Source organism: Microvirga aerilata (genome assembly GCF_016743775.1).
Taxonomy (GTDB): Bacteria; Pseudomonadota; Alphaproteobacteria; order Rhizobiales; family Beijerinckiaceae; genus Microvirga; species Microvirga aerilata.
Genome location: NZ_JAEQMY010000029.1, coordinates 39,122 through 59,524, shown reverse-complemented (window position 1 = coordinate 59,524; position 20,403 = coordinate 39,122). Strand labels below are relative to the sequence as shown.

Here is a 20,403-nt window from a genome sequence, read left to right as displayed (position 1 = left end):
CATTTCAAGCCTCCATAGCAGGCTCAACCTGATTGTCGCGCCAGCCCTCCTCAACCAAGATTGCTTATCAATGTTCCGGTAAGACCAGCTTCTTAACCTGCGTGCGGTTCACCTGATGACGCAGGGGCATGTTCGCAGAAGGCCGCTTTATGGTCCAGAAGGCTGGGGTGTTACAAAAAGGCTTGTGAGCAGACCTCCACGATTATTCTCTAGCTTCCGCTAGTGACCTATGAAAGACGTTCGCCAGTCCCTGGGCAACATACCGATCAATGACATCTTACTTTTGAGCGGCGGGAGGCTGTTCAATTGGAGGACCCAGGGTACGACTAATTGTTGAGCAGGCGAGCCGCCGAGGCATTGGCGCAGCCCCCGTTCCAAGCTGTAAAAGACTTTCCTGTTTCAGGTGTTTGCCTGCCATGAGAAACAATGCCCTCTCGGCTAGGAGTTGAATGCGTCAATGGCCACCCTCTCCACCAACGAGACTGTCCCAAATCCTTCACTCGTCAATCAGGCAGAACTCCAGAACCCAGAGCATGGTTTCCCTGAGAACTTCGGCGCTGGGCCGCTAGGCCGCCTCCTATTCTGGATTGCCGTCTCCTTCTCCACCTTCCAGATTATCACGTCCTTTGGCATCCCACTGGACCGCCCGCTCATTGCAGGCCTGACCCTGGCCCATTTTTTCGCAACGGCGCTCGTGGTGTGGGGAGCATGGCTGGCCCTTGCCTTTAGCCGCGGCCGCTCTGCCGTCGATGATGCCATGGCCTTGGTGGCGATCCTGGTCGCATTCGGCCTTGCCATCAGGTTCGGCGGCGGCGTGCCGTCCCAAGTCGTCCGAGCCCTCCACGTCGGCTTCCTGTCCTTGGTAGCGGGAGCAATGATTGCCAACCACCGAGCAACGACCCCTTCTCTGCGCGCAGTTGGTTGGGTGATCGGCCTCGTTGGCTTCGTGGTAGGCCTTTATCATTGGGGGCTCTACTACGAACTTGTGAACCGGGCTGGCGAATTAACGCTAGTGGACCGTGTCATCGGTATAGCTGCGCTAGCCGTGCTTTTTTTCCTTGTCTGGCAAGTCATGGGCATCGCCCTTCCCATTGTTGCCGGGATTTTTCTTCTTTACTGTCTGTTTGGTCACCTGCTACCCGCACCACTCGACCATCGCGGGTACTCACTCGATCAAGTGATCGAACACATGGCGTTTGGAACAGAGGGCATCTACGCCACCCCTACTCTAGTCTCGGCCACCTACATCTTCTTGTTTATCCTGTTTGGCGCCTTCATGGAGAAGGCCGGCGTCATTGACTTCTTCAATGATATCTCGATGGCAGTCTTTGGCGACAAGCAGGGCGGACCCGGGAAAGTATGTGTCGCCTCGTCTGCTCTGATGGGGACTGTTTCCGGCTCTGGGGTCGCGAATGTGGTTGCATCGGGCCAGTTCACCATTCCCCTGATGAAGCGCTTCGGATTCCCTGCGGCCTTCGCCGGCGGCGTTGAAGCGACGTCGTCTATGGGCGGACAGATCATGCCACCAGTGATGGGTGCCGTCGCCTTCATCATGGCCGAGACTATTGACGTGCCGTACAGCAAGATCGTCGAGGCCGCCATCGTCCCAGCTCTCCTGTACTTTGGAGCCTGTTACTTTGCCGTGCATCTGGAGGCCGGAAAGCGACAGCTCCGCGGGCTGCCGAAAAGCGAGCTGCCCAGCGCCCGTGAGGAGTTGCGCAAGAAGTGGTTCCTGATCGCCCCGCTGGGAGTGCTGGTTTACCTGCTTTTTGCCGGGTACACACCGCTCTTTGCAGGAGCCATTGGCCTGTCGCTGACTGCAGCGCTCATTCTTGGCACAGCCATCTCTGCTGGCCTGGCCGTGCCGGCGCTGCGAGTGGCGTTCTGGGTGGGACTGGCGCTCGTCTCCGCCGCCTCGCTTGCGGCCAGCGTGACGCTGGTTCTTGTCGTACTTGCGGCACTCGCCGTGTGGAGCAGTCTCTCGGGAAGAGGGCGCCTGACGCTGGAACAGTGTGTCGAAGCCCTCGCGGACGGCGCCCGTCAGGCACTGCCCGTCGGGCTGGCCTGTGCCATCGTCGGCATCGTGATCGGCACCATGACCCTCACGGGGCTTGGCACCATCGTCGGCACCTGGATGATTTCCATCGGCAAGGACAACATCTTCGCTGCCTTGGTGCTCACCATGATCTTCAGTCTGATCCTGGGTATGGGCATTCCAACAATCCCCAACTACATCATCACTTCCTCGCTGGCGGCCCCGATCCTGTTGCAGCTCGATGTGCCGCTTATCGTTTCGCACATGTTCGTCTTCTATTTCGGCATCATGGCCGACCTGACGCCGCCGGTCGCGCTGGCAGCCTTCGCCGCAGCTCCAATGGCGAAGGAGTCCGGCATGAAGATCGGCGTTCAGGCGGTAAGGATTGCCCTTCCTGGGTTCATCGTCCCGTATATGGCCGTCTACGATCCAACATTGATGCTCCAACCGGTGCCGGGTCTTGAGGGCGCCGCCTATTGGTTGGCGGTGGTGTACATCGTCTTCAAGACCTCGCTCGCGCTGCTGCTCTGGGGCGCAGCGGCGGCTGGGTATTTCCGCGGCCCGCTTGTTTGGTGGGAGCGCGTCCTCGCCATAGGGGCGGCGGCCCTGCTTATCCTCGCAGTTCCAATTACGGACGAGCTTGGACTGGCGCTGGCCGCAATAGTGGCAGGCATTCACCTGTGGCGGACGAGGCACAAGCCGCAGGTAACGTGAGGAGCTGCCGCAAATGGCGAGGGTTCATCTTGACGACACGTCAAAGTTGGTCGTGTGTCGGTTTGGGTTGAAGCTCGCCATAGTTTTGTTTCTGGTCGGCTTGACCCACCAGCACCTGCCGACGGTGCTGTTTGGAGCGTCCGCCATCCTGTGCCTTCACGCCGCCAGGTCAGCCCTTATTCTGAAGGAACGCCCGCTGATGGCCGTACTTGGCTACTGGGACGAGGCAGTTTGGTTCCTCACCCTCGCGATGGCGGCTAATCTCGTCCTATGATATTGGAATACCGCCTGACATGGGTTTAGGACAAGAGCAGGATCAAGCCTGCTGCACCCAAAATGAGGAACATCATTGGAATGAGGGGATAGAGATCCGAGATGAGATTGCCTCGAAGAAACCGGGGGCTCTCTCCCTGTGCGTTTGGCATGGCGATCCGGATTAGGAAGACGCCCATTCCGAAGCCGACGGCGGCAAGGATAAGTTCTTGGACCATTGCATCGCTCTTACAGTACCGACACCAGAAATACATGGCAGCGCATTTACCCAACGGAAGTAGCGAGGCGGTTTAGCTATCTTGCCGCTTCGGATCACGCCTGCCGTTCTGCATAGAGGCAGCCAGATCAACCTCATCGCCATGCTCAACAACTTATTCAATCATGGCCATAACCCAAGGCGGTGGCGGGTACCGCCACCCGTTCAATCAAGAGCTGCATAGAGCAGTAACATAATGCCTATTGTACAACAAAGTAACACTACGAAGGTATAGAGTTGCTCAGCGATACCGACGGCTAAGAAGGACCTCATCTGACCATTTCGTGGCCTTGCGAAATACAAAAGCGCTGCCCCAAAAGCGAACATGGCGAGACCTGCGAGAAACAGTAAGCCTGACATAGACCACCTTCAGACGAGTGACACTCAGCGGTTATTGTAGAGCCTGAGGCGTGAATACAGCCAGACCGCCCTTAGGTTTAGAAAAGACACCTCACGGCAGGTCCAATGGAGGCCCACCGGTTGACCTTCACAGCCCTATGCACACGTGATCCCCCATGTCACTTTATGGAACTGGGGCTAGGCCCGATCCAGAGCGCTTAAGACAGCGCACGGATTAGCCAGGCACCTCCAATTGTGAGGGAGAGCAAGGGGAGAACAGGGTAGACAATCAGCCAACCGCTGGTCCGCAGAAAACGGGGGTTGCCGTCTTTGCCGCGGATCACGAGAACCAAAGCAACGCCGATGATGATGCCTGCAATCCCGATGAGAAGATCGGTGGCCATTGTATTTCCCCAATAATGATCACGTGGCTCTTGGCAGGTACACAGGCTCAGTTCAAGCGAATTCTACAGGTGCCGTTGACGTCACCAAGCACCAGGCGCACGATCAAGACCTGTGATGGTCGAGCGCGGCATTGTGCTCCCAAGCTGAGACGTCGCTGCTGGGCAGCCGCAATGCCACATGGTATGATTTTGAGACGGTTCTTAACGCCATGCGGGACGGCAAGGTGCCGGTCGCCGCGCTTGCCAGCCACCGTAGCAGCCTTGATGAGGCTCCACGCCGTGTCCCTGCGTGGTCGACGCCCGAGGCGGGAGTAATCAAGGCACTTGTCGAGTTATAGCGGGCTCTGGCCTCAACTCTGCCCAGCCTTAGTTGATGGCGCATAGGTAGAGGGCATTTGCCTTGAGGCTCTTGCACACGCTTTGCCAAGGATCATCCAAGATTGATCAACCAGCGGATCGAAATCGGGAGGTTCACCTTCAGGGAACCTGCGAAGACTAGGTCCAATCCAATCTTCGGCTCATCCGCTGGGCTGCTCTGGTCCGGGTTTGATCCGCGGAAGAGCGCGTTCTACATCCTGGTCCGCCGTCGCCTGCAGCCTTGCATCAGGTGCTCGCGCAGCGTCGTGCTCGCGCAGCACTTCGGCGACAACTTCAGGTTCAATCTCTTGGGCCTGCATGAGCAAGCGATCGGCCTCCTCGTTGTGGCCGATCGCTTGTTCATGCAGGCCCTCTTCCGCTAGTCTTCGAGCCTGCGCTGCTGAGCTTAGGTCCTCACTGGCCTGAACTTGCTTGCGATCTGCCACATTGCCCTCCACTCACTAGGCACAGTGCCCGATAATCACACGGTCACGCCAAGCGGCCACGGTGCGAACTCGGCGGAGCCAAAATCGTACAACTCGCTCTTCGTGCGCTCGCCGGAGGCAACCCGTAGGAGCAGGTCAAAGATGCGCTGCCCAGCCTCTTGCACGGTCTCCCCACCATCGACGATCGTGCCGCAATTGACATCCATATCCTCTTCCATGCGTCGGTACAGAGGGGTGTTGGTCGCGATCTTGATCGATGGCGATGGCTTGCACCCGAACACGCTGCCGCGTCCGGTAGTGAAACAGACCACGTTGGCGCCACCGGCCACCTGACCCGTGGCGGAGACGGGGTCAAAACCGGGGGTGTCCATAAACACAAACCCGCGCGCTGTCACAGGTTCGGCATACCTGATCACGTCAACGAGATTGGTGCTGCCCGCCTTGGCCATGGCGCCGAGCGACTTTTCCAGGATTGTGGTCAGCCCACCAGCTTTGTTGCCAGGCGACGGGTTAGCATTAATCTCCGCTCCGTGCTTATGCGTGTACTCTTCCCACCAGCGCATCAGCTCGACCAGCTTCTCCCCGACCTCGCGGCTGACCGCCCGACGGGTGAAGATGTGCTCCGCACCATATGTCTCGGTTGTCTCAGACAGGATCACCGTGCCACCGTGGCGCACAACAAGGTCACTTGCGATCCCCAGAGCCGGATTGGCAGAAACGCCGGAATATCCGTCCGAGCCGCCACATTGCAGCGCCACCTTCAACTCGCTTGCAGGCACCGTCTGGCGCTGCACATTGTTCGACTCGGCCAAGACCTCTCTCACGAAGGCTATGCCAGCCTCGACGGTCTTACGGGTGCCGCCCATGCTCTGGATATCCATGTTGCGGATCCGGTCGGTGAGCTTGTGCTCCTTTAGCATCCCGCTGATCTGGTTCACCTCGCAGCCGAGGCCGAGCACCACGATGTGGGAAAAGTTGGGATGGCGAGCATAGCCAGCGAGCGTGCGGCGCAGTAATTGAAGCGGCTCGCCCTCCGGCATGCCGCAGCCCGTTTTGTGCGTCAATGCAACTACGCCATCGACATTCGGAAATTCGGCGAGGGGATCAAAGCCCGTGAAAGGGTGGCGCTTGAAGGCATCCGACACCAAGCTGGCCGCATGGGCGCTGCAGTTTACCGAGGTTAAAATGCCGATGTAGTTGCGGGTCGCCACACGCCCGTCCGGGCGACGGATGCCTTCGAAGGTGGCTGGGCTGTCGACATATTCCGTCGGCTTTACATCCTGGCCATAGGCATAGTCTTTGGTGAATTCACCCATGCCAAGGTTATGGACATGCACGTGCTGGCCGGGGGTGATTGGCGCTGTGGCGAAGCCAATGATCTGGTTGTAGCGCCGTACCGCCTCGCCTGCAGCGATCGGGCGCACGGCAATTTTGTGCCCAGCCGGGATCCGGTCATAGGCTGCGATACCATCTGCAACTTGCGCACCTGGCAACAGTGTCGCACGCGCTATTACCACATGATCGTGAGGGTGAAGGCAAATCACAGGATGTGACGTGGCAGCATGCATTGTCATAGAAGATACTTCCTCACCGCTCACGAAGAGCATCTCTGGTCGGCAGCTTTGCATCGCAACTGGTATCAAACCTCTTGCGCCGCTTTATTTGTAGACACACCGCATGAATGTGAACCTTACAATGTGAGACATGTAAAAGTCAGGTCTCAGCATCAAAAATGGAAAACTCAACCCAGGGATTATCGTCTCGCCTTGCGCAGCGCTTTATGAATCGCTAACTTGTCGACTAGTTGACCGCACAGTTCATAGCAAAGTGCGCATAAGCAATCAAGGCGGAAGCTTCTAAAATGCTCCGCACCGGCGCGCACGGAAAGATGTTGAGAGACGAAACTGCGACGCTTAAAACAAGTCACGTGCGCTAGACCTGCTATCCTATAAAGTCATCAATGTTATTAGTAAAATACTTGGAATTAATCAAGATACGCTAGCTTAGGTCAGACTATAGAACAGAGTATTACACCAAGTCAGCTTAGACGATTATATCAGTTTAGACAAATCTACGCAACATAGGTCACTATTTATGAAACGGTCTACTCTCGACGCCTTCAAATTGCCTACAAGCACTTCTACGTCGCTTCCGTCTACGACAGTGCGGAGCATCCATGCGCAAATCAGGCATGACATCGTAACTCTCAGGCTCCGTCCAGGGTGCCGCCTCTCGGAAAACGAACTCGCCCTTCGCTTCGGGACCAGCCGGGCTCCGGTGCGCGAGGCGCTCATCCGCTTAGTTGAGGAAGGGTTGATTGAGGTATTGCCGCAGCGCGGCAGTTTCGTAAGCCCAATTTCCCTCGCGGCTATGCAGCGGGCCCGCTTCGTGAGGGAAGTGCTAGAGGTAGCTATCGTTCGGCGGGCGGCCGAACGTGGCCTTTCACACGAGGCTTACGACAAAGCCGCTGCCATCTTGGCTGAGCAAGAGCGGGTTCAGGATGATCCAGAGCGTTTCACCATGGCAGACGATGCATTCCACCAGACTCTTGCAGATGATATCGGCATCGCTCAGATCTGGGCAGTGATCGAACGGGAGAAATCCCAGTTCGATCGCATCCGGTTCCTCAGTCTGCCTGTGGTGACACCGGTCGCTTCTCTGATCATTCAACACCGCGATATTCTCGCCGCCATCGTCCGCCGGGATGCTGACGCGGCCGAAGGAGCTATGCGGCTGCACTTCTCGGAAGTTTTTAAGAGTGCCGAAATCCTAGCACCTGAGTATCCTGACCTGATCGTAAGCGACGCTTGTGTTTGAAATTAATGGCAATCACTCCCACTCGCCTGCCGGTTTCCGCAATGACCACTGCGTGTGTCGGCATGCATCAGCCAGCATACAATAGGAGCGGCTTGCATCTTGGAGGCGTGCATCTTGCGATGGTACCCTCGTGCACGCTCATCAGCCCCTCTACACGGATGATCTGCTGGCCACTGAGGCAGGCGTTTGGGCAATGACAGGTGTCATCCTCCAGCGCCCTGATCAGGGCGACCGTCTCATACCGCAGGGGGCACTACCCTTCAAACGAGAGCCTGGTCGCATTGCTCGTCAGCAATCTTACCGCCTTTCGTGAGCACGGGCTCGCCACCAGATGAGCCGGCTCAAGAAGCTATAAGCATGACTTTAACGCTCTGTGACCGGTCTAGAGCTACACTAAAGCCTTCTGTGGCTCTTGAGAGCGGGTACTCTGACGTGACAATCGAAAGCACATCGATTTTTTTGTTGTCAATGAGCCGGACAGCTTGTTCGAACTCGTCGCCAAAGCGAAACGAGCCTTTGAGGTCTATCTCCTTAGCCATAACAGCGTTGGCAGGGATCGGGATCTGCCCCCCGGGTAAATTCCCGACTTGAACGACTGTACCGCCGCGACGCACGTACGATATCGCCGAAGCCAGACCGGAGGCCGTTCCAGAGACCTCAAAGGCTAAGTCAAAGGATTTCGCTGCAGCAAGCTCCTTCAGAGCATCTTCGCCACCAGAGAGATCAACGGTATAATCAGCGCCTAGACGCTGCGCAAAGGCGAGCGGAGCGGCGGCTATATCGACCACCGCGACCTCCGATACTCCGGCCAACCGGGCGGCCAGGACTGTCAGAAGACCAATGGGACCCGCACCAAACACAATAACTTTCCGGCCCTCCACCTGGCCGGCCCGACTTACCGCATGAAGACAAACAGCAAGGGGCTCTGCCAACGCTGCAGCAGCCATCGACGTATTGTCTGAAACTTTGACACACTGAGTCGGGATGGCATCAAAGTATGTGGCAAAGCCCCCCTGCATGTGCGGTGTCTTTGACGCCGATCCCATGAAATAGATGTTTTCGCACAGGTTCGGACGGCCTTCCTGACATCTCGCGCAGTGACCGCACCACCGTGATGGATTGACTGCGACGCGATCGCCGATCTTGAGATCTCCGTTATCAGCCGCGATATCCACGATCTCGCCAGCGATCTCGTGGCCGAGGATCAAAGGGGATTTTACGACGAAATCCCCTGTTCGACCATGTCGGTAGTAGTGCATGTCTGACCCGCAGATCCCGCCTGCACCGAAGTGCACTCGGACCATGCCACGGGCTAAAGGACTGAGCGGCGCTTCTACCAGCCGAAGATCTTCGGCTCCAAAGAGCGTTGCAGCAAGAGCAGTTTCGGTCACTTTGCCACTCCCATCGTTCGCGGCAGCCAGAGAGTTAACTCAGGAATGTAGGTGATCGCGACAAGCGCCAGCATCAGTGGAATTAGCCAAGGCAGAATTGCCACGGTCGTACGCTCAACCGAGAGCTTCGCCACGCGAGCTAGTACGAACAGAACCATCCCAAGAGGCGGATGGAGTAGCCCGATCATAAGGTTGAGGGTGATGATCAAGCCGAAGTGAATGGGATCAATGCCGAGCTTGAGTACGATCGGAAGAAGGATCGGTACAAGGATAGTAATCGCCGCGATCGTGTCGATGAAACAGCCAACAAACAGCATCAACAGATTGGCTAGCAGCAGGAAGACCCATTTGTTCTGGGTAATACTGAGGATCGCGTCTGATAGGATCTGGGCAGCCTGACTTACTGTGAGGAGCCACGCAAAGATTGACGCAGCTGTTACGATGAACAGAACCGAGGCTGTGGTCTCAATGGTGTCAAAGGTTGCTTTGATCAGCGTCTTCAAGGTCATCGAGCGATAGCGCACGAGACCGAGGAAGAGTGACCACAGCACTGCGGCGACGGCAGCCTCAGTTGGTGTGAACAAACCGAGAGTCATGCCGCCGATCAGGATCACAGGCGCCATAAGGGCCATAACGGCCGAGAAATCGAAGTACCAATCGAGTGCAAGCAGGACCGCAAGCGCAATGCCAATTGCAACGTTGGTCGACAGCCCGAACTGGACCATGGCCCAGACAGCGACCGGGAACATCAGGACAACGATGACCTCGACTGTCGCATTACCGAGCTGGCGCCAAGAGAATGGACTGTCACTGCCCCAACCATTCTTATGGGCAAAGTATGCCACTGTCCCCATCATCATGAGTGTCATGACAACGCCAGGGATTAATCCTCCAAGGAAAAGCGCCCCAATAGAAACGTTGGCCATCATGCCGTAGATCACGAATGGCAAGGACGGCGGTATGATCGGCCCAAGTGTCGCAGAAGCCGCGGTCACGCCGACTGCAAACTCAGTCGAGTAGCCATGGTCCTTCATAGCCTTGATTTCGATTGTACCAAGGCCAGCGGCGTCAGCGATCGCGGTTCCCGACATTCCGGAAAAAATCACTGAACCAATAATGTTGACTTGACCCAACCCACCTTTCATCCAGCCGACCAATGCAACCGCGAAGCTGTAGATCCGCCCCGTGACGCCAGCAGTATTCATCAGGTTGCCGGCGAGAATGAAAAACGGCACGGCAAGCAGCGGAAAGCTCTCCACCCCGGCGATCATGCGCTGAGCCAGAACGACGTCGGGCGCGGTTCCCGTGGCAAGGATGTAAATCAGGGACGACACAGCCATCGCTATCGCGACTGGTAGGCCGAGAAGCATCAAAGCGAGAAACGAACCGATCAGGATAAGCATGGGCGAGCTCCGACCAATCTTAGGACAAAGGATTATTGAAGTTGTTAGATCGGGGCTGCGTCAAAAGCCTCTGGTTTCTCCAGAATCGAGTAGCCGCGGCGCCAGTTATCAATTGACACCTGAACTGATCGGAGGAACATAAGGATGAACCCGACGAAGACGCTGCCATAAACCCAGTTCTTCGGCAGCATGATTGTGGTCATCGTCTCGCCTTCGACAATTGCCATGAAGTTCCAAACCAGATAGGCGGCATAAGCGAAAAAGAGCGTACGTACGGCATCAATCATAGTTGCCAACGCCCGTGCTACCCTTGCTGGTAGGTAGCGGAAGAGCAGATCAACGTGGATATGGCGGCCCAATCGAACGCACATCGCAGCCCCGAGAAACACCACTGCTACCAGGCAGTAGGTTGCAATTTCCTCGGTCCACGCGAAGGAGTCATTGAGCACGTACCGCGTGAAGAATTGCAGAAAGACCGCAAATGCCATTAGCCAGAAGATCGCTAATGTTGCCCAGTCCTCAATACCATACTGCTTGAGATCGACCTCAGGAGCGGGTTCCTCGAAAGCGTGGGCCAGTTCCTCAGCCGTGATCTCAGTATGAACCTCGGGCTTCATCCCGCTCACTCCAGAATTAATGTTGAATAGTGGATATGGTCGACATTTCTCGGCCAGGAAGCTGCCAGGAGAGTTGATATCCCCTGGCAGAGCAAACACGAGCTTTACAACGCAGGCTCGCTCTTGATGGCTTGGATCTTGTCGTAGTCTGCCTTGCGATATCCAAAGGACTCGAATGTGACGTTCTTCAAGACGTTCTGCTTGAAGTCTTCCTTGTCGACTTCAGACACAGTCAGTCCCTTATCCTTGAAAAAGCCGACGAGTTCCTTCTCCTTGGCCTGAATTTCGGCGGTGGCGCGGGCTGCAGCTTCCTGAGCAACCTCTGAGAAGATCTTCTTGTCTTCGTCAGAAAGCTTCTTCCACAGATTGGCGGACACCACCGTGTTGAGATGGTCGACGATATGCCCGGTCAGGGCGATGTGCTTCTGCACCTCGTAGAACTTCTTGGCCTCGATCGTCGTCAGAGGGTTCTCCTGAGCCTCGACAGTCCCGTTCTGAAGCGCGAGGTACACTTCTGCGAATGCGATCGGAGCAGTGTTGGCACCACACGCGCGGGGCATAGCGAGGTAGGCTGGCACATCCGGAACGCGGATCTTCAATCCCTTCATGTCAGCACATGTCTTAATGGGCTTGTTCGACGATGTGTGGCGCGCGCCATAATAGGTCACCGAAAGGATCTGGTGCCCGGTCTTGTCCGTATAGCCCTTGGCAAGCTCCTTAAATACATCGCTCTTTGTGTAAGCCAGGAGGTGGTTCGCATCTCGGAAAACGTATGGGTAATACGTGACGCCAATGGGCGGATAGCTTCGTGCGGCAAAGCTGGACCCCGAAATGATCATGTCAACGGAACCAAGGGATAGACCCTGATTGATGTCAGTTTCCTTGCCAAGCTGCGAGGAAGGATAGACGTCAACTGTGTAGCGCCCGTTGGTACGCTTGGCGACTTCGCCGGCGGCCCACACTGACTGCGTGTGGAATGGCTCGCTAGGCTCGTAAACGTGAGCCCACTTCAGCTTCGTTTGGGCCTGAGCAGCCCCTCCTGTAATCGCGAGGCCAAGTACAGCTGCTGCAACCGCCGACCATTTCATTGTCTTCATATTTTCCTCCTGCTGGTTTTCGTTTGCAGCTCACGGGGGCTTTCCGCTCGGCTGCGAAGTACGGGCGTGACCTTGCCCGATCGGTGTGACGGCACTGCAGTTTCGCCGAAACCCCTTGAGAAACGCTCCTGAGAGAGTCGTAAGTGCTGCCTCATCGCCTGCCGCGCTGCTTCTGGATCCCCCGCTGCAATGGCATCGCGGATGACCCTATGCTCAGCGAGCGCTTGGCTCCAAGTGCTCGCATCCTCGAAATAACTTGCGAGGCGCCGGAAGTAGGGATTCATCCGTAGATCAAAGAGCTGGCCGATGAAGCGGGCTAACGTGCCGTTCGAAAGAGACGCTGCAATTGCCACGTGGAATTCGCGATCAAGTGAGATCCACTTATCACTGCCTCCAGATTGCTCCATCTGGGCGAGAATTTGATCAAGGGTACCGACCTGCTCGGGATCGGCAAGAACAGCCGCTTCTGCGGCGACGGGCGGCTCTAAGATCTCGCGTGCATGCAGAATTTCGAACGGGCCTTCGATCGAAGCATCGCCAGAAGGTATTGCCAACCTCAATGCTGACGGTCCAAGAACGTAGATGCCGGAGCCGACGTTGATGCGAACAAGGCCTTCGACTTCTAGAGCAATGAGCGCTTCGCGTACACTTGTGCGAGAGACCTGGAAGCGATCCGCAAGCTCGCGCTCAGAAGGCAGCCGCCCGCCGATCGGGTACTCACCGCTATCGATTAGATCGCGCAAGTGCTTGGCAATTTGTCGGTAAAGCCGCCGTGACTCATCGACCTTGAATGACAAGGCCTCCCTCCTGCGATCGCGTCCCGCCCCAAACTGGTTATTTGCGGCCGTTTATCTAGATTGGTCCGGCCAATTTTCTTAAAAAAGATAGCAATGTCTGTAGTGTGTCAAGTGAGATTAGTTCAGCGGAAGGGATTGGTAACACGTCTGCTCTATCGACTTTAGGCGACTAGGGTCGTTATGATTTGCCCTCCCCAGTTTGTCGGCAATGGACAACGGGTTATTGGAATTTGGTAACTCCAACAAGCTTCAGACCACGAAGGAAGCCGCAATTTCCTCCTTAGACTTTCGGCTGATTGGTAGTCTAGATCCAGCACCCTCATCTACAGTCAAGCATATAAGTTTCATCCCGGATTTTTAGCCCTTGTGCGAGCAGGGATTAGGCCTAGTCGGCGTACGATGTCGATCTGATCCTCAAGACAGCTTATCAATCACAAACGACATAAATACTCTGCCCTGCTTTCTAAACTTTGGAGAATAGGTTGCAAGCATCACCGTCTTTATCAGACTATGGCGTCGGAAGTATGTAACTGTTAAAAATCCCGCACCATGCAAGCGCCCGACAAGAACAGAAAATATATGTTCCTTGCTCGTCTTGAGCATCGACCCCGTGGAAGTACTTTGGAACAGGTGGAGCAGTCACTGCGAACTGCAGTTCTTTCCTTGGACTTCGCTCCGGGCGAATTTATCGACAAAAGAGCCGTCTGTGCTAGACTTGGCGTATCGATGTTTCCTGTTTCGGAGGCGCTAGCGCGCTTAGCCGTAGAAGGCCTCGTTGAGGTTCTGCCACAACGCGGCACCCACGTAACCCGAATACGTCTGCCCGTAATTAAGGAGTTCATGTTGATCCGCCAAGCTTTAGAGGAGCTGGTGGCTGCGACAGCCGCTCAGCGCCTATCGCCATCTACGTTGGACGTGCTCCGGGATAATCTGCAGGCTCAAGAGCACGCTGTTGCGCGAAAGGATCCATCGGAGTTTCACAGCCTTGATGTAGTGTTTCATAACACTCTGGTAGAGTCGCTGGAGCTTCCGCGGATTGCAGCGATGATCGCGGTGTCACGTGCTAACGTTGATCGAGCTCGTCGCCTTCTCTCTTCGCCGCGTCGGCACATGGCTACCCTTATTGAACATCGCGAGGTGCTCCATTCCCTTGAAGCTCGTGACGCTGAGGCAGCACGGCGCGCTATGAAGACCCATTTGGAAGCTGTCATAGAGGAGTTAGAACGTGTGTCAGGTCAGAACCCTGAGATCTTCACGCCGGAATAAAAAACAGTCCGATTGCTGCGGCTGTTGTCGCTTGTCTGGCATCTGACGTTGCCTCGTATGTGACAGTTCCGACACTTTATGCTTGCGCCGGATTAATCCTTTCGCCGATATTAAGATTAACTGAGCATCATAGACGTGCGGAAACTTCGAACGGGTAGAACCGAAAGAAAATGATGGGACAGACCTTGTCATTGCTCCACTAGATCAGCTTGGAATCCAAACTTTTTCCGCGCTTCAGAACGCCGGTGCCGACGAAACATCAGCCGGTGCAGCCACTGGCACCGTTGCATGAACCTCGGCCGTATAGCGAGGAGCGGTTCATCAAGGATCCGCTCCCGTGTATCTGTTCAAGCGCCGTCGCTTCCCGGTTGAGATCATCCTGATATGTGTGCGCTGGTACTGCAAGTACGGCATCAGCTACCGCGATCTCGCCGAGATGATGTCCGAGCGCGGTATCGCCGTTGATCCATCCACGATCTTCCGTTTCCTCTGCCCTACAGTTTCCTGAGACACCCTGTAAGTGGACGAGATCCGCAGAAGGGTGATGACGATGACAGAGACGATGAAGGATGCAGCGGGTCCGGGCCGCGGTGGGCGCATGTCGCGCCAGCGCAAACGCGAGGCGGTTCTGCGCCTGTTGCGGGGTGAGGATCTCGACACGGTCTCGCGCTCCCTGGGCGTGACGGCTGCAACGCTGAGCACCTGGCGCGACGCCTTCGTGACCGCCGGCGAAGCCAGTCTCGCCACCCGGCCGGCGTCTGGATCATGGACATGGATCATGTGTTGGCTATGTGAGACTGCCAAGGGGCTGTATTCCTGCCGCTGACCATCCAATCCTGGAGACATGACCGTGATCAGAACAACCCGACGCCAAGCTCTCCTCGCCGCCGGCGCACTGCTGGCTGGGACCGCTCTGAGCCTTGCACCCGGCGCCGCTCAGACATTTCCCACCCGTCCAATCACTATGGTGGTGCCGTTTGCCGCCGGCGGCTCGACCGACGTGGTCGCGCGCATCATCGCCCAGAAGATGTCTGAGGGCTTAGGGCAGCAGGTGATCGTGGAGAACGTCGCTGGCGCCGGCGGTAGCACCGGTGCGGCCCGCGTCGCCAAGGCGGAGCCTGACGGCTACTCCATTCTGATGGGCACCGTTGCCACGCACGCGCTCAACCCCCTCATGCTCAAGCGTAAACCCTACGATGCAGTGACGGACTTCACTCCGGTGTCACTGCTGGTCATCGTGCCCAACGTGCTGGTGGTCCACCCCAGCCTGCCAGCCAAGACAGTGCCGGAGCTGATCGCGCTGCTGAAAGCTGATCCGTCCAAGTACAACTACGCCTCGTCAGGCGTCGGTACGCCGCTTCACCTATCGGGCGAACTGTTCAAGAGCATGGCGAAGGTCACAATGCAGCACATCGCGTATCGCGGCTCCGGACCGGCCCTGAACGATGTCGTGGCCAATCAAGTGCCGATCATGTTCGACAACCTGCCCTCAGCCTCCGAGTTCATCCGGGCCGGTACGCTGCGCGGCATTGCCGTAACCACAAAGGAGCGGGCGCCGTCCTTTCCAGACATGCCAACCATCGCCGAGGGTGGCCTGGCCGGGTATGAGACCTACACCTGGAATGCTCTGTTTGCCCCGCCGAACACTCCCAAGGCAGTGGTGGACCGTCTGAACGCGGAGGCGCTCAAGGCCGTCAAGGACCCGGCTGTGCAGGAGCGGCTCAAGACCTTCAGCGCCACGGTAGTCGGCTCAACGCCGGAGGCTCTGGGCGAGCACGTCAAAACCGAGATCGCCAAGTGGACCCCGGTGGTGAAGGAGGCCGGGGTTCAGATCGACTGATCCGTCTCTAGGACCAGTTTCATCACAAGCACATCTCTGGGCGAAGGATCCTTCGCCCAAAGATCATCAGTAACAGCGTTGTTCAATGGTACGGGAGTTTAGGCAGGGGAAGCAGGTCAAGACCTGGCGACCTATGCCAATAACACCCACACCATAAGGGCGATGTACCCTCCATAGAGCCCCAGAAACAAAGCAACGAACCTCGGCCCGAGCTCCTGTCCGCGTCGTTTGTGGTTGAAGATCGCGTAGAGGCTCAGAACGACGATGAGGAACCCAACATTGACGACGTAAACCGCATAGTTGCCGACCGTTGCTCCGATAAACGCCGCGGGAAGCAGCGCGATACTCAAGGACACGATCCCATCTGCGGTGGCACCCGAAACCGCCAAAGTCGGCTTGCCGTCTCGAGCGAACCGAAAAGCGGAGTAGGACTCCGGCAGCGCGCAGAGAAACCCGATGGCAAACAACCCCACCACCAGATCGGACCAGCCAAGTGCACTGCCAGCCTTCTGCGCGGCATATACGCTGGCGAGCGCACCCAAAGCGACGGCAGGAAGCCCAAGCAGAACGGCCTTTCTGGCCACAAGCGGAGCCGAGGAGCGCTCCTGTTGTCGCCAGGGCTTGCGCCAGACGGCACGGTCAAAGAAGGCCACCCATGCGAGGAACAGGATAACGCCGTCGATTGGCTGGAGGCCAGCCCAAGCCGGGGGCAAAGTCAGCAAGGCAAGAAGCAGAACAATGCCGAGATACGGGAGAACCTGGACCGGCACTGCTTGAGGCTTGACGGTCGGTGTTCCGTCCTCGCTGATGGTGGATGGTCTGTTCGCCCCCCGGTCGGCATAGCGGCCTCCAAGATATGCGAGACCGAAAACAAGGGGCAAAGCAGGTACATTGGACCCAAGAGCTGCGCCAAGACCTAGGTCAGGCCAGCCGAATGCCACGCTCGCAACGTTGACAGCTGTTTCGGGAGACGCGGTGGCAAGGCCCATCAGCGCGCCGCCTGCTGTCGCGGGCAAAGCAAAGCGGTCGCGTATGCGCTCCAGAAGATCGGCAGCGGACGACGCCCCCATTGCATGACCGCAATTCCGACTGGGATGACGGCGAGCCATAGGACGAGTGCAAGCATGATGAGAGCTGAATTCCCGTTGAACAAGGGTGATTAACGGCACCAAGGAACGTGACGAGAGCTATGGCTCATAGCAAACGTCCCATCAGAACAACCAAGAGAACGAGGGCAAGCATGCCTGCGATGTTCACGAGCGTCCGTGTGACAACCGTCTCCATAGCTATCCCCACGCTTAAGGCTTTGACGCTCAGAAAGGTTCTCCGGAAGGAAGGAAATAGCAGAGAAAGGTCCTTTTGGTATGCTGCTGGCTCCTTGCAATGTGCGGGATCAACTCTGGTGCGTCGATCCATCTGGAGGCTCGGCTCTTTGTATCCTTGTGGTACTTTCGGAGGTCGGAAGGTCTGATCTGGGTCAAACTGAGTAGAAGCGGATTTCCGTGGGAAGGTCCGCTCATCCTAGCTAGACGGAAGTACGGCTAAGGTCAGCCCCGTGCCATTACGAGACGTTCCGAGACAGAGCGGCCATCGCGAGCAACCATTTCAATGAGGGGCCCATTGGCTCTCCTATGCTGCTCCCCCGCCTTTTCCTATCCCGCTGGACCTGAACCGCATCAGCGCTCCTCCGGCGGCTTGATGCTTGAGAACCGCCGCAGCAGCGTGAGGTCGTAGGCGGCCTTCAGGGTACCAGCGAGGACGAGCGGCCAGCCGAACGGCGACACGGTCAGCAGCCATCCGGACAGCAGCGGGGCGAGCGCCGACGCGAGGCTCCGCGGCACCGCCGTCACACTCGCGGCGGCGGGCCTCTCTTCTGGCGTGACCACCGCCATGACGTAGGAGGACCGCGTTGGCACGTCCATCTGCGACAGCAGGCTCCGCAGGATCAGGAGCCCGAACGCTATCCAGATGGTCGGTGCGAAGGCGGTCAGGATCAGGAAGACGCTCGACGGCAGGTGCGTGAACACCATGGTGTTGATCAAGCCGAACCGTCGCGCCAACGGCACCGCCGCAAAATAAGAAACCGCCGAGCACAGGCTGGTGACGAAGAAGATCGCGCCGATGGTGGCGATGCTGATACCGAACCTCTCGCTGAGCCAGAGCGCCAGCAGGGCATTGATGACGAGCCCACCACCGAAGGCGTCGACCGAGAACAGGGCCGCCAAGCGGTAGACGATCCCGCGCGAGGGACCAAGTGGTACCGGTGGGTTGTCGGTGCTGGCCTCGACCTGCGGCGACAGCCGCCGGTAGAGCAGGAACGTGAGCAGCCCGATGGCTGCGTAAAGTCCGAACAAGGCAGTCACCGTAACCGACGGTGCGACGACTGGGCAAGCCAATCGACCACGCCGACGGAGAGAGCTCCGAGAGCACCGAAGAAGGCGCCGACGAAACTGTAGCGGGCGAATGCCGCCGTCCGGTCCTGGTCCGCGACGACATGGGAGAGGACTGTGTGTTCGAGGGGCAAAAAGACGCTGACGTCGCCACCGGATGGATTGAGGGTTCCGACGAAGGCGATCACCAGCAGCGGCCAGAAGCCGTCGATCCCGGCAAAGCCCAATCTGGTTGCCAGCATGAGAAGGGCTGCGGCCAGCAGGGCTCGGCGCCGCGGGATCCGATAAGCAACGAGCCCGAGCGCGAGCGTCAGCAGGGCGGAACTCAGCAATGACGCGGTTGCGATGAAACCGACACCGAAGGCGTCGTAGCCCAGCCGAGACAGATGCACCGGCAGCAGGATCGCCACGTAGCCATCGCCGAAGGCCCGCAGCGACCGGGCCACGAGGACGAGACTGATGTCGGGCCGCAGGCTTTTGGCCTGTATCTCCTCGATTGTTCCTGTCGCACTTTGACCCTGGAGCAACTGCCCTCTCCCTCACATCAGGAGATCGCTCCCACGAGGTACAGGACGACCCCGATGGCAGAGCAGGCGGCGAGCGTCGGGATCATGCCGACCTTGAACCGGAACATGGCGATCACCGCCGCCGCCGACAGCAGCAGCGCCCAGACGTCGACGCTCGCGAGCACGGGGGCGTCGAAGGACAGGCCGAAACTCCGCACGGCCCATGTCTCACGGAACACCGTATGGATCGCGAACCAGATCGCGAGGTTCAGCACCACGCCGACCACGGCTGCCGTGATCGCCGATAGCGCCCCGTGCAGGGCTCGGTTGCCGCGCAGCGCCTCGATGAACGGCGCACCCAGGAAGATGAACAGGAAGCAGGGCACGAAGGTGACCCAGGTGGCGAGCAGGCCTCCGAGCACGCCCGCCATCAGGGGAGACAGCGCGCCGGGGTCGCGGAACGCGCCCATGAATCCCACGAATTGGAGGACCATGATCAGCGGTCCTGGCGTGGTCTCGGCCATGCCGAGCCCGTCGAGCATCTCGCCGGGCTGGAGCCAGCCGTAGCTCTCGACCGCCTGCTGGGCCACGTAGGCCAAGACCGCGTACGCGCCGCCGAAGGTCACGACCGCCATGGTGGAGAAGAAGGTGGCGATCCGGCTGAACACGTTGTCGGGCCCGAGCGTCATCAGCAGGAGGGCGACAGGCACGAGCCACAGCGCGAGACTGATCGCCGATACCCACAGAGCCCGAGCCACAGTCGGGCGGGCATGCTCGGGCAGGTCCTCGCCCAGCAAGGCCTCGGCATCAGCAACCTGCTTGCCGTCCTTGGCGGCACCGTGCCCGCCTCCCACCTGGAAGGCCGGAACACCCGCGCGTCCGCCGAAGAACCCGATGACTCCGGCGGTGAGCACGATGATCGGGAACGGCACCCCGAAGAAGAAGATCGCGATGAAGGCGGCGGCCGCGAGGCCGATCATAATTCGGTTCTTGAGCGCCTTGCCCCCGATGCGCACCACCGCTTGCAGCACGACAGCAAGCACCGCGGCCTTGAGGCCGAAGAACAGGGCCGAGACGATGCCAACCTTGCCGAACAGGGCGTAGATGATGCTGAGCGCCATAATCGAGATCACACCCGGTAGCACGAACAGCACCCCGGCAATGACACCGCCGAGCGTGCGGTGCATGAGCCAGCCGATGTAGGTGGCGAGTTGCTGCGCCTCAGGACCCGGCAGGAGCATGCAGTAGTTCAGGGCATGCAGGAAGCGGTTCTCGCCGATCCATCGCTTCTCCTCGACGATGATGCGGTGCATGACCGCGATCTGGCCGGCAGGGCCGCCGAAGCTGAGGGCGGCGACGCGGGCCCAGACGCGGAAGGCCTCGCCGAGGCTGACGCCATGGGATGCTTCCCCAGCGCCTGCGCGCACCTTCGTGATGGTCGTTGTGTCCGTCATG

The 20,403-nt window shown here is 58.1% G+C and carries 19 protein-coding genes and 1 pseudogene; 7 read left to right on the top strand and 13 right to left on the bottom strand.

Annotated features, from left to right (window positions below):
* The first annotated feature begins 457 nt into the window (after positions 1-457).
* Together JKG68_RS18170 and JKG68_RS18165 are read left to right on the top strand one after the other, a co-directional pair.
* Positions 458-2,749 carry a TRAP transporter permease gene (locus JKG68_RS18170; RefSeq protein WP_202062367.1) on the top strand — a complete coding sequence of 764 codons (2,292 nt, stop codon included), beginning with the start codon at positions 458-460 and terminating at the stop codon, positions 2,747-2,749.
* Between the two features lie 13 nt (positions 2,750-2,762).
* A complete protein-coding gene (locus JKG68_RS18165; protein ID WP_202062365.1) occupies positions 2,763-3,023 on the top strand; it encodes a hypothetical protein in 261 nt (86 codons plus the stop codon).
* 25 nt (positions 3,024-3,048) lie between these two features.
* Here the strand turns inward: JKG68_RS18165 and JKG68_RS18160 are convergent, their stop codons facing one another.
* The 4 genes from JKG68_RS18160 to JKG68_RS18145 form a co-directional block, all read right to left on the bottom strand.
* Entirely contained in the window at positions 3,049-3,240 is a 192-nt protein-coding gene (locus tag JKG68_RS18160) for a hypothetical protein (protein WP_202062363.1), read from the bottom strand.
* Positions 3,241-3,835: 595 nt separating this feature from the next.
* Positions 3,836-4,021, bottom strand: a complete 186-nt coding sequence (locus JKG68_RS18155; protein ID WP_202062361.1) for a hypothetical protein — start codon at positions 4,019-4,021, stop codon at positions 3,836-3,838.
* A 518-nt stretch (positions 4,022-4,539) separates the two neighbouring features.
* Positions 4,540-4,824, bottom strand: a complete 285-nt coding sequence (locus JKG68_RS18150; RefSeq protein WP_202062359.1) for a hypothetical protein — start codon at positions 4,822-4,824, stop codon at positions 4,540-4,542.
* Between the two features lie 35 nt (positions 4,825-4,859).
* Positions 4,860-6,392 carry a D-arabinonate dehydratase gene (locus JKG68_RS18145; protein WP_202062357.1) on the bottom strand — a complete coding sequence of 511 codons (1,533 nt, stop codon included), beginning with the start codon at positions 6,390-6,392 and terminating at the stop codon, positions 4,860-4,862.
* 526 nt (positions 6,393-6,918) lie between these two features.
* Between JKG68_RS18145 and JKG68_RS18140 the strand changes: the two genes are divergently transcribed.
* Positions 6,919-7,641 carry a GntR family transcriptional regulator gene (locus tag JKG68_RS18140; protein ID WP_202062355.1) on the top strand — a complete coding sequence of 241 codons (723 nt, stop codon included), beginning with the start codon at positions 6,919-6,921 and terminating at the stop codon, positions 7,639-7,641.
* A gap of 341 nt (positions 7,642-7,982) precedes the next feature.
* On the opposite strand, the gene JKG68_RS18135 is transcribed toward JKG68_RS18140, so the two are convergent.
* From JKG68_RS18135 to JKG68_RS18115, 5 genes are all read right to left on the bottom strand, one after another.
* A complete protein-coding gene (locus JKG68_RS18135) occupies positions 7,983-9,032 on the bottom strand; it encodes an L-idonate 5-dehydrogenase (RefSeq protein WP_202062352.1) in 1,050 nt (349 codons plus the stop codon).
* On the bottom strand, positions 9,029-10,435 hold the full coding sequence (locus JKG68_RS18130) for a TRAP transporter large permease (RefSeq protein ID WP_202062350.1): 1,407 nt from the start codon (positions 10,433-10,435) through the stop codon (positions 9,029-9,031). The genes JKG68_RS18135 and JKG68_RS18130 overlap by 4 nt, the downstream gene beginning before the upstream one ends.
* Positions 10,436-10,479: 44 nt before the next feature.
* On the bottom strand, positions 10,480-11,052 hold the full coding sequence (locus JKG68_RS18125; protein WP_202062348.1) for a TRAP transporter small permease: 573 nt from the start codon (positions 11,050-11,052) through the stop codon (positions 10,480-10,482).
* 104 nt (positions 11,053-11,156) lie between these two features.
* Complete coding sequence (locus JKG68_RS18120; RefSeq protein WP_246515571.1) at positions 11,157-12,140, bottom strand: sialic acid TRAP transporter substrate-binding protein SiaP; 984 nt, start codon at positions 12,138-12,140, stop codon at positions 11,157-11,159.
* Between the two features lie 5 nt (positions 12,141-12,145).
* On the bottom strand, positions 12,146-12,946 hold the full coding sequence (locus tag JKG68_RS18115; RefSeq protein ID WP_202062344.1) for a FadR/GntR family transcriptional regulator: 801 nt from the start codon (positions 12,944-12,946) through the stop codon (positions 12,146-12,148).
* Between the two features lie 549 nt (positions 12,947-13,495).
* Between JKG68_RS18115 and JKG68_RS18110 the strand changes: the two genes are divergently transcribed.
* From JKG68_RS18110 to JKG68_RS18095, 4 genes and pseudogenes are all read left to right on the top strand, one after another.
* Complete coding sequence (locus JKG68_RS18110; protein ID WP_202062342.1) at positions 13,496-14,212, top strand: GntR family transcriptional regulator; 717 nt, start codon at positions 13,496-13,498, stop codon at positions 14,210-14,212.
* A 337-nt stretch (positions 14,213-14,549) separates the two neighbouring features.
* Positions 14,550-14,702 (top strand): annotated as a pseudogene (locus tag JKG68_RS18105) (IS6 family transposase); the annotation flags it as partial.
* Between the two features lie 54 nt (positions 14,703-14,756).
* Entirely contained in the window at positions 14,757-15,038 is a 282-nt protein-coding gene (locus tag JKG68_RS18100) for a helix-turn-helix domain-containing protein (protein WP_281399150.1), read from the top strand.
* An 18-nt stretch (positions 15,039-15,056) separates the two neighbouring features.
* A complete protein-coding gene (locus JKG68_RS18095; protein ID WP_202062338.1) occupies positions 15,057-16,052 on the top strand; it encodes a Bug family tripartite tricarboxylate transporter substrate binding protein in 996 nt (331 codons plus the stop codon).
* Positions 16,053-16,183: 131 nt separating this feature from the next.
* Here the strand turns inward: JKG68_RS18095 and JKG68_RS18090 are convergent, their stop codons facing one another.
* The 4 genes from JKG68_RS18090 to chrA all read right to left on the bottom strand — a co-directional run bounded on the left by JKG68_RS18090 (position 16,184) and on the right by chrA (position 20,402).
* Entirely contained in the window at positions 16,184-17,122 is a 939-nt protein-coding gene (locus JKG68_RS18090) for a sodium:calcium antiporter (RefSeq protein ID WP_202062336.1), read from the bottom strand.
* A 606-nt stretch (positions 17,123-17,728) separates the two neighbouring features.
* Positions 17,729-18,406, bottom strand: coding sequence for an MFS transporter (locus JKG68_RS35160; RefSeq protein ID WP_312890856.1), 678 nt, complete (start codon positions 18,404-18,406; stop codon positions 17,729-17,731).
* Positions 18,407-18,411: 5 nt separating this feature from the next.
* A complete protein-coding gene (locus tag JKG68_RS35155; RefSeq protein WP_312890855.1) occupies positions 18,412-18,969 on the bottom strand; it encodes an MFS transporter in 558 nt (185 codons plus the stop codon).
* 17 nt (positions 18,970-18,986) lie between these two features.
* Complete coding sequence (chrA, locus tag JKG68_RS18080) at positions 18,987-20,402, bottom strand: chromate efflux transporter (RefSeq protein ID WP_202062334.1); 1,416 nt, start codon at positions 20,400-20,402, stop codon at positions 18,987-18,989.
* Position 20,403: the final 1 nt, after the last annotated feature.